Here is a 9808-nt window from a genome sequence, read left to right on the forward strand (position 1 = left end):
CTTCCCTTGCTAGTTCGGAGAGTTCGCTGGTTGACCTGCGCGTCGATCACACGTCGAGGAAGCCGGCGTCCTTGGCGTTGCGGGTGATGAACGAGCGCCGGGCTTCGACGTCCTCGCCCATCAGCACGCTGAACAGCTCGTCCGCGGTCGCCGCGTCGTCCAGCGACACCTGCAGCAGCAGCCGGGACTCGGGGTTCATCGTGGTTTCCCAGAGCTCGTCGGCGTTCATCTCGCCGAGACCCTTGTAGCGCTGGATGCCGTCGTCCTTCGGCAGCTTCCGACCGGCGGCCGCGCCCTGGGCGAGCAGCGCGTCGCGCTCCTTGTCGCTGTAGGCGTACTCCGGCTCGGAGCGCGGCCACTTGATCTTGTACAGCGGCGGCTGCGCGAGGAACACGTGCCCGTTCTCGATCAGCGGGCGCATGAACCGGAACAGCAGGGTCAGCAGCAGGGTCCGGATGTGCTGGCCGTCGACGTCGGCGTCGGCCATCAGCACGATCTTGTGGTAGCGCAGCTTCGACAGGTCGAACTCGTCGTGGATGCCGGTGCCCAGCGCGGTGATGATCGCCTGGACCTCGTTGTTCTTGAGGACCTTGTCGATCCGCGACTTCTCCACGTTGATGATCTTGCCTCGCAGCGGCAGGATCGCCTGGAAGCGCGACTCGCGGCCTTCCTTGGCCGAGCCGCCCGCGGAGTCGCCCTCCACGATGTAGAGCTCGCACTCGTCGGGCTGGTTGGACTGGCAGTCCTTGAGCTTGCCCGGCAGGCCGCCGATGTCCATCGCGCTCTTGCGTCGGACCAGCTCCTTGGCCTTGCGCGCGGCCATCCGCGCCTGCGCCGAGGAGACCGCCTTGTTCACGATCGTCTTCGCGTCGGCGGGGTTGCGCTCGAACCAGTCGGTCAGCCACTCGAAGGCGGTGGTCTGCACGAACGACTTGACCTCGGTGTTGCCCAGCTTGGTCTTGGTCTGGCCCTCGAACTGCGGCTCGCGGACCTTCACCGACACGATCGCGGCGAGACCTTCGCGGACGTCGTCGCCGGTGAGGCTGCCGTCCTTGTCCTTGATGAGCTTCTTGTCCTTGGCGTAGGCGTTGACCACGCGGGTCAGCGCGGACCGGAAGCCCTCCTCGTGGGTACCGCCCTCGTGCGTGTTGATCGTGTTGGCGAAGGTGTACACCGACTGGTTGAAGCCGGAGTTCCACTGCAGCGCGACCTCGAGCTCGTGCCCGTTGCCGGAGGCGTTGAAGGCGACGACCTTCTTGTGGATCGGCTCCTTCGTCGCGTTGATGTGCTTGACGAAGTCTTCGAGCCCGCCCGGGTAGTGGTACGTGCGCTCGGTGATCTTGGCGGTGGCGCCCTGGGCGTCCTCACCGCCCTCCTCCGACTCGGCCGAGCGCTCGTCGCGCAGGACGATGGTCAGGCCCTTGTTCAGGAAGGCCATCTCCTGCAGGCGGCGGGAGACCGTCTCCGCGTTGTAGTGCGTGGTCTCGAAGATCGTCGGGTCGGCCCAGAACGTGATGGTGGTGCCGGTCTTGCTGGTCTTCTCGCCGCGCTCGATGTCGGCGGCGGGCTTGGAGTCCTCGTAGCGCTGCCGCCACACGTAGCCGTCGACGTGGATCTCGGCTTCGAGCACGGTCGACAGCGCGTTGACCACCGACACGCCCACGCCGTGCAGACCACCGGAGACGGCGTAGGAGTCGCCGCCGAACTTGCCGCCCGCGTGCAGCACGGTCAGCACGACCTCGAGGGTCGGCTTCTTCTCCACCGGGTGCATGTCGACCGGGATGCCTCGGCCGTCGTCGCTGACCCGCACGCCGCCGTCGGCGAGCAGGGTGACCTCGACCTTCGAGGCGTACCCGGCCATCGCCTCGTCGACGGAGTTGTCCACGACCTCCCACACCAGGTGGTGCAGACCGCGCTCACCGGTGGAACCGATGTACATGCCGGGACGCTTGCGGACGGCCTCAAGGCCCTCAAGAACGGTGATGGATGAGGCGTTGTATTCGCTCTTCTTCGGTGCCACGGGCCTCGATTTCTCCTCAAGCCGACTGTGCTGTCACGGTGATCGGTCGATGCCGGCCTGGTTACCGGCTCCGGCGCACCTCTACGACCACTTCGGGGCGACTCGGCTGCCGGCGCCGCACCCCGGCGCGGCCCGGTCCGGGCCCCTCGCCGCTGACGACCGGGGAGCGCGTCGGGTCACACCCGCCTTGATTCTACTGGTCCCCCGTCGCAGAAGTGGGGCAAGGACGCCCCTAGCTTGCTCACAGAGTCGAGAACTCGGATCAATCCACCATCGAAGAGCCGTGAACGCCTGCTCGGAATTCTCTGCGGCGATCGGCCGCCCGGCGATCCTCACCTGCGAGTGGACCCGCACCTCGACGATCCGCAGCCCGCAGATTACTAGCCGTAGGTGTCTCGCGGTCCGCGCCCGGAGATGTGTCGCGGACCGTGTCGCCAGCTCGGAGCCGCAGGTCCCTGCACCTTGATCCGCTTGACCACGCCGGGCCCCACCCCGTCGCTGATCCGCTTGAGGATCTGGCGCTGGAGCAGCCTCAGCTGCGTGGCCCACGCCGTGGACTGCGCCTGCACGGTGAGCTCGCAGTCCTTGAGCTGCAGCGGCTTGGTGTGCTCGGCGATCTCCCCGCCGACCAGCGAGTCCCACTTGGCGAAGACCTGACCACCGGAGAGGTGCTCGGTCCAGCCGTGCTCCGAGGCGATCCGCGCGGCGAGCCTGCCCAGCGGCTGCGGGTCCCGGTCGTCAGGTCCGGCACCGGTCCAGCCGCGACGCCTGCGGGTGCGGAGCTTGCCCGGCTTGCCGGGTTTGCCCAACGCCTTGCGCTTGGCCGCGGACTGCTCGCGCGCCGACTGCAGCGCGGCACGAGCCAGGTCCGGCCCGGCCAGCTCGCTGCCGTCGATGCCCTGACCTGGCGCTTTGTCCCCGGGCAGGGCGGCGCCGTCGGAGCCGCGAACGGGCGCTGAGTTATCCACACCATCCACAGGGTTATCCCCAGATGTGGGTAGTTCCACGGATTGCTCCGTGGTCGCGGTCACTCTGCGTGCAGTTTTTCGTCCGTTTCCGTCAGGCGGCACGGTGCACCTCACCTTCCCGGACGTCGAATCGGGCGCCGGTGAGCTCCTCGGGGACGTCCTCGCCGACCGCGGCCGTCACCAGGACCTGCTCGGCCCCCGAGACGAGCGCGGCGAGCCGGGAACGCCTGCGGCGGTCGAGCTCGGCGAACACGTCGTCCAGGATCAACACCGGTTCCGCGCCATCCTCTGTGAGCAGGTGGTAAGAAGCCAGCCGCAACGCCAGGACGAACGACCACGATTCACCGTGACTGGCATAACCCTTCGCGGGCAGCTCGCCGAGCAGCAGGTCCAGGTCATCGCGGTGCGGACCGACCAGCGACACGCCGCGCTCGATCTCCTGCGGCCGGACGCGCTCCAGCTCCGCGAGCAGAGCGGCCTCCAGCTCCGGCACAGCCTCGTCCCACGGGATCTCCGGGCCTCCGGGCACCCCGTAGCGCTCCGGCATGGATTCGCCCAAGCTGCTGCGATATCGCAGGTCAGCGACCCGACCGGATGGAGTGCTCGCTTCGTCGGTCGCCGCGACGTTCGCGTATGCGCTGGTCACGTGAGGGGCGAGCGCCGACACCAGGGACAGCCTCCCGGCCAGCAGCTCGGCGCCGTAGCGCGCGAGATGGCCGTCCCAGACCGCCAAGGTGCTCAGATCCGCCTTGCCCCCGCCCCGCCGGGCGGCGCCCGCCGACTTCAGCAGCGCGCTGCGCTGCTTGAGCACCCGCTCGTAGTCGGAGCGGATCCCCGCGTAGCGCGGCGCCCGCGCGACCAGCAGGTCGTCCATGAACCGGCGGCGTTCGCCCGGGTCACCTCGCACGATCGCCAGGTCCTCCGGTGCGAACAGCACGGTCCGCAGGATCCCCAGCACGTCGCGGGGTTTGCCGGCCGCGCCCCGGTTGATCCTGGCGCGGTTGGCCTTGCCCGGGGTGATCTCCAGTTCGACCAGCAGCTCCCGGCCGTTGTTGACCACCGCGGCCCGCACCACCGCCCGGCCCGCTCCGTAGCGAACCAGCGGCGCGTCGTTGGAGACCCGGTGCGAGCCGAGGGTGGCGACGTAGCCGATCGCCTCGACCAGGTTGGTCTTGCCCTGACCGTTCGACCCGACCAGGACGGTGACTCCGGGTTCGAGTTCGAGGTCGGCGAGCGGCCACGACCGGAAGTCGTTGACCTGCAAGTGACGCACGTACACGACGATCCAACTCAGTTGTTCTTGCCGGGCAGGTTCCGCGGACGCCGCGGCTGCGTTGTCCGCACCGTCCGAATTGGTGTGTCCGGACCGTGCCGGACGGCCTGTCCGCGTGCCGCGACCAGCGCGGACACCCGCGGAACGGCGGGGAGATTTGTCGACAAGTCTCCCCGTCGACGTTGCCGCGATGCGGGGACGCTCCGGCCGGAACGTCCTCGCGCGAGGAGTCGGGAGGTCAGCCCTCGGACTTCTGGACCGCGTGGCCGCCGAACTGGTTCCGCAGCGCCGAGACCGCCTTCATCGCGGGCGAGTCCTCCTGGCGCGAGGCGAACCGGGCGTACAGCGCGGCGGTCATGACCGGAGCTGGGACCGCGTTGTTGATCGCTTCCTCGATGGTCCACCGGCCCTCGCCCGAGTCCTGCACGTAGCCGCGCAGCTCGGACAGCTCCGGGTCCTCGTCGAGAGCGCGAACCAGCAGGTCGAGCAGCCAGGAGCGCACGACGGTGCCCTTGCTCCACGCCTTGATCGTGGCGGGTACGTCGGTGACGACGTCGGAGGCGGCGAGCAGCTCGAAGCCCTCGGCGTAGGCCTGCATCAGGCCGTACTCGATGCCGTTGTGCACCATCTTCGCGTAGTGACCGGCCCCGACCGGACCGGCGTGCGCGAAGCCCTCCTCGCGCGGACCCTCCGGCCGCAGCGCGTCGAAGATCGGCAGCGCGCGCTCGACGTCCTCGGCGTCACCGCCGGCCATCAGGCCGTACCCGTTCTTGGCGCCCCAGACCCCGCCGGACACACCGACGTCGACGTACTTGATGTCGTTCTCGGCCAGCAGCGCGGCATTCGCCTGGTCATCGGTGAACTTGGAGTTCCCGCCCTCGATCACCAGGTCACCGGCGGACAGCAGTCCGGACAGCTCCTCGATGGTCTGCCGGGTCGGGTCGCCGTGCGGAACCATGATCCACACGATCCGCGGACCGGCCAGCTTCTCGACCATCTCCGCCACGGACGCCGCGTCGCTGACGTCCGGGTTGCGGTCGTACCCCACGACCTCGTGGCCGGCGGCCCGCAGCCGCTCGCGCATGTTGAAACCCATTCGGCCGAGGCCGACAAGCCCGAGTTGCACTGGAACTCCCTATCCGAACTGTGTGTCGACTTGTGGAGGTCGGCGCGTGGCCGGCCGCGCTGCGGGATCATGGCACCCGCTGAATCGATCTGGCGCGAGCCTACGACCACGAACCGGGACGACGGGGCGGGTGGTGCGCCGGATGTGAGCCGCGCACCACCTCGGCCTCGCCGGAGATCAGCCGGGCAGGCGGACCGGCATCAACAGGTAGAGGTAGCCCTCCTGGACCTTGCCCTCGTCGTCGATCGGCTTGATCAACGCCGGGCGGTTGGCGGTGGTGAACTGCATCTGGGCGCGCTCGGACTTCAGGGCGCTGAGGCCGTCGAGCAGGTACGCCGGGTTAAAGGCGATGGTCAGGTCCTCGCCGTCGAGCTCGATCGGGAGCTCTTCCTCGGCGCTGCCCTCGTCGTCACCGCCGGCGGACAGCCGCAGCAGGCGGTCGGAGAACTCCAGCCGGACCTGCGTGCCGCGCTCGGCCACCAGCGACACGCGCTTGATCGCCTCGGCCAGCGGCCCGACGTCGATGTTCGCGGTCACCGCGGTCTCGGCGGGCAGCAGTTGGCGGTACTTGGGGAACTCCGCGTCCAGCAGGCGGCTGGTGTTCCGGCGGGTCGTGCCGGACAGGCCGAGCAGTCCGTCGCCGGAGGCCAGGGAGATCTCGACCTTGCTCGCACCGGCGCCCAGCGTCTTGGCCGAGTCCGCCAGCGTCTTGGCCGGGACCAGCACCTGGGTGTCCGCGATGCTCGTGCCGGGCTCCCAGGTGATCTCGCGCATGGCCAGCCGGAACCGGTCGGTGGCGACCATGGTCAGCTTGTCCGCGTTGATCTCCATCCGGATGCCGGTCAGCATCGGGAGCGTGTCGTCCTTGCCCGCGGCCACGGCGACCTGGCCGACCGCTTCGCTGAACAGGTCGGTCGGCACGGATCCGGCGTGCTCGGGCATCTCCGGCAGCGCCGGGTAGTCCTCGACCGGCATGGTCGGCAGGCTGAACCGCGAGCTGCCGCAGGTGATGGTCACCCGGGAGCCGTCAACGGTCATCTCGACCGGACGTGCCGGCAGCGCCTTGGTGATGTCGGCCAGCAGACGCCCCGAGACCAGGGTCTTCCCGCTGGCGTCGATCGAGGCGTCGATGGTGACCTGAGCGGAAACCTCGTAGTCGAAGCCGGAGATGGTCAGCGCTTCCCCGGAGCTCGCATCGAGCAGCACCCCGCCCAGCACCGGAACCGGTGGCCGCGACGGCAGGCTGCGCGCGACCCAGGCGACGGCGTCGGCAAGACCGTCACGCTCCACGCGGATCTTCATGGGTGTCCTTTCGGTTTCAGCCGTGGCTCGGCTGCCGAGAACTGTGTCGAGCCGTGCGCGGCTGGAAGGTTCGGTGTGCTCCGCATCGGGGGCGAAGCGATCCCGCAGCGAGAACGGCTTGGACTTCGCTAGGAGTTCGAGCCGGGCTTCTCGTTGCGGGGAGTTCCACCGTAGAGCGTGCTCACCGATCTCCGCATCCGGGTCGTGGCTGTTGGCCCGAGCCGGTTCGAGCGTCGAGGTGGGAGTTGTCCACTTATCCACCGCCCCTAGTTCTCTTTTCTTTCTTTCTAAGAAGAGAAGAAATGTCCGCAGTAGTAGTAAGGCCTGTGAGTTGTGGGGACAACCGTCGTTTGGGCTGGTCGGGTGGCGTGGTCGCGTGTGGATGACCACTGGAAGTAACCGGGGACTACGACAGCCGGGTGGTGGACAACTTCTGGCCGTCTTGAGTTCTTCCACAACCATCCCCAGTTGTCCACACTCCCATCCACAGTCGGACCCCAGGTTGTACCCATCCCCGGGTGGATTGGGGGTTCTCCACCGGTCGGGTTGTGGGCAGAGTTGTGGGAACTCTGTTGGCAACCGGCCTCAACCATGTGGGCAGGCTGTGCACAGCTTGTGGATGGACTGGGGAAAATTGCAGGTCAAGCCTGGGGATTGAATTTCTGTGGACAGCTGGCGTCTTCGGCGGTTTTCTGTTCTGGCGGTGAGGTGAAGCCCACGGGGCCGAGCAGAAAACTTCTTGGCGTGAATGTTCCCGGTCCCACGCACCGCGTCCGGACGAACACTGAAAGTGGTGATTTCGCGGCGCAGGTCTTGCGCGGAGGCGTTCGGAGGCCCCGTCGTGCGACCGGATCTGGCTCGAATGTTTCTGGTCGGCGTCCAGGATCAGGCCGGAGGGGTCCAGCAGAAACCTCGCTAGCACCTCGGCGGGCACCGGTGCGGGGCGCGCGGGCAGGGGTGGACCCGCGTCGGAACGCCGGAACATTTCTGCTGCGGCGGGTGGGTCGGGGCATGCCCCAGTACCAGAAAGATGGGCCGCGCGCGGCCTAGGGAATCACACCAGGGGACCCGCAAAATCCCGTCAGCGGCGAAATGAGCGGCTGACGCCGAAAAATCGCAGGTCAGAGCCTCGCGTTGACCGGCTTGGTCATGCAGGCGGTGTGGTGGAAGGCCCGAGAACTACTCGGACGGCGGTTGTCCTCGGCGTGGTGCGGTCGTTCAGCGGGACTGCTGCTTGATGCGGGCGGTCAGCTCCTGGACGTGCTCGTACACGCGCCGGCGCTCCGCCATCTCCTTGCGGATCTTCTTGTCGGCGTACATGACCGTGGTGTGGTCGCGGCTGCCGAAGTACTGCCCGATCTTCGGCAGCGACGAATCCGTCAGCTCCCGGCACAGGTACATCGCGATCTGCCGGGCCTGGGCCAGCGCCTTCGTCTTGCCGGGCCCGCAGAGGTCGTCCATGGTCACGCCGAAGTAGTCCGCGGTGACCGCCATGATCGTCGGTGCGGTGATCTCCGGGGTCTGCGAGTCCGGGATCAGGTCGCGCAGCACGATCTCGGCCAGCTGCAGGTCGACCGGCTGGCGGTTCAGCGACGCGAACGCCGTGACCCGGATCAGCGCGCCCTCCAGCTCCCGGATGTTGCGCTCGATGCGGGAGGCGATGAACTCCAGCACGTCGGCCGGCGCGTTCATCCGGTCCTGGGCCGCCTTCTTGCGGAGGATCGCGATCCGGGTCTCCAGCTCAGGCGGCTGGATGTCGGTGATCAGACCCCACTCGAACCGGGTCCGCAGCCGGTCCTCCAGCGTGCGCAGCCCCTTCGGCGGCCGGTCGGAGGACACCACGATCTGCTTGTTCGAGTTGTGCAGCGTGTTGAAGGTGTGGAAGAACTCCTCCTGAGTCCCTTCCTTGCCCTCCAAGAACTGGATGTCGTCGACCAGCAGCACGTCGACGTCGCGGTAGCGGCGTTGGAACGCCACCTGCCGGTCGTCGCGCAGCGAGTTGATGAAGTCGTTGGTGAATTCCTCGGTCGAGACGTACCGGACGCGCATCCCGGGGAACAGCCGTTGCGTGTAGTGCCCGACCGCGTGCAGCAGGTGCGTCTTGCCGAGACCCGACTCGCCCCAGATGAACAGGGGGTTGTACGCCCGAGCGGGTGCCTCGGCCGCGGCGACCGCGGCAGCGTGCGCGAACCGGTTCGACGAACCGATCACGAAGGTGTCGAAGGTGTACTTGGCGTTGAGCCTGGTCTGCGAGGTCGGCGGCGCGTGCTTGGGCGCCGTGAACGGCTGGCCCTGCTGCGGCTCGGCCGACGGGATGGTCTGACCGCCCTGCCCGCGACCGAAGGTCGGCCACACGCCCTCGTCAGCGGCCTGCTCACCGGATTCGGGCTCGGCCGAGCCCGAATCGGTGGAGGGCTCGGGGCTCTCGGACGCGGATTCGGCGGGCTCGGGCTCCGGTTCGGCCTCGGGTTCAGGCTTGGCCGAGGCGGGCTTCGGGATCTCGCCGTTGGGCCACTTGAACTCGGCCGTCGGGAAGTCGATGTCCGCGGCCTTCGGCTTCGGCTCGGGCGCGGCGTGCCTGCCCTGGGGCTCTGAACTGGGAGAACCGGCGCTGTGCGGACCGGCGCTGGGCACGATCGGGATGGATCCCGTGTGCCCGATCGAACCGGTGTGCGCCGTGTGGCCGAAGGAGCTGTCGCCGCCGTAACCGGGGACGGAGATGTAGCTGGACGACGACTGGTCGTCGCCGCCGCGAGGGCTCCACGTCTCCGGGGCGGGTGCAGGAGCGGGCGCGGCGACCGGGCGGGTCGGCGCGGGCACCGCGGTGTCGACCTTCACGGCCAGCGAGACGTCGCGGCCGAGACGGCGGGAGAGGGCATCGGTGATCGGATCGCGCAGCGCGCGTTCGATGGCTTCCTTCGCGAAGTCGCTCGGAGCGGCCAGCAGCGCGGTCCCGTCGAGCAGCCCGATGGGGCGGGTGACCCGCATCCACGCGCGTTGCTGCGGCGAGAGAGTGCCGGAGGACAGCTCCTGCACCACCTCTTCCCAAACTCGACCGAGATCGGCTTGGTGGTCGGACACCGCCTGCTCCCCTCCCCTCGCTTGATGCTCCCCGGTTG

The 9808-nt window shown here is 68.4% G+C and carries 6 protein-coding genes; all 6 read right to left on the minus strand.

Going from position 1 to position 9808, the window contains the following annotated elements; all coding sequences use genetic code 11:
* Nucleotides 1-46: 46 nt before the first annotated feature.
* Nucleotides 47-2020, minus strand: a complete 1974-nt coding sequence (gyrB, locus tag E1181_RS20550; RefSeq protein ID WP_132677202.1) for a DNA topoisomerase (ATP-hydrolyzing) subunit B — start codon at nt 2018-2020, stop codon at nt 47-49.
* Nucleotides 2021-2400: 380 nt separating this feature from the next.
* Nucleotides 2401-2988, minus strand: a complete 588-nt coding sequence (locus E1181_RS20555) for a DciA family protein (protein WP_207922233.1) — start codon at nt 2986-2988, stop codon at nt 2401-2403.
* 91 nt (nt 2989-3079) lie between these two features.
* Complete coding sequence (gene recF / locus E1181_RS20560) at nt 3080-4267, minus strand: DNA replication/repair protein RecF (protein WP_132677204.1); 1188 nt, start codon at nt 4265-4267, stop codon at nt 3080-3082.
* A 232-nt stretch (nt 4268-4499) separates the two neighbouring features.
* Entirely contained in the window at nt 4500-5387 is an 888-nt protein-coding gene (gene gnd / locus E1181_RS20565) for a phosphogluconate dehydrogenase (NAD(+)-dependent, decarboxylating) (RefSeq protein ID WP_132677206.1), read from the minus strand.
* Nucleotides 5388-5564: 177 nt separating this feature from the next.
* On the minus strand, nt 5565-6689 hold the full coding sequence (gene dnaN / locus E1181_RS20570; protein WP_132677208.1) for a DNA polymerase III subunit beta: 1125 nt from the start codon (nt 6687-6689) through the stop codon (nt 5565-5567).
* Between the two features lie 1218 nt (nt 6690-7907).
* Nucleotides 7908-9770: a chromosomal replication initiator protein DnaA gene (gene dnaA / locus E1181_RS20575; RefSeq protein ID WP_132677209.1), complete on the minus strand. Its 1863-nt coding sequence runs from the start codon at nt 9768-9770 to the stop codon at nt 7908-7910.
* Between the last annotated feature and the right edge of the window lie 38 nt (nt 9771-9808).

Origin of the sequence: Saccharopolyspora terrae (assembly GCF_004348435.1) — a bacterium.
In the GTDB taxonomy this organism is placed as follows: Bacteria; Actinomycetota; Actinomycetes; order Mycobacteriales; family Pseudonocardiaceae; genus Saccharopolyspora; species Saccharopolyspora endophytica.

Bases quoted from the DNA above. Each gene is read 5' to 3' on its own strand.
- dnaN (WP_132677208.1), bottom strand. From the start codon at position 6,689: ATGAAGATCCGCGTGGAGCGTGACGGTCTTGCCGACGCCGTCGCCTGG.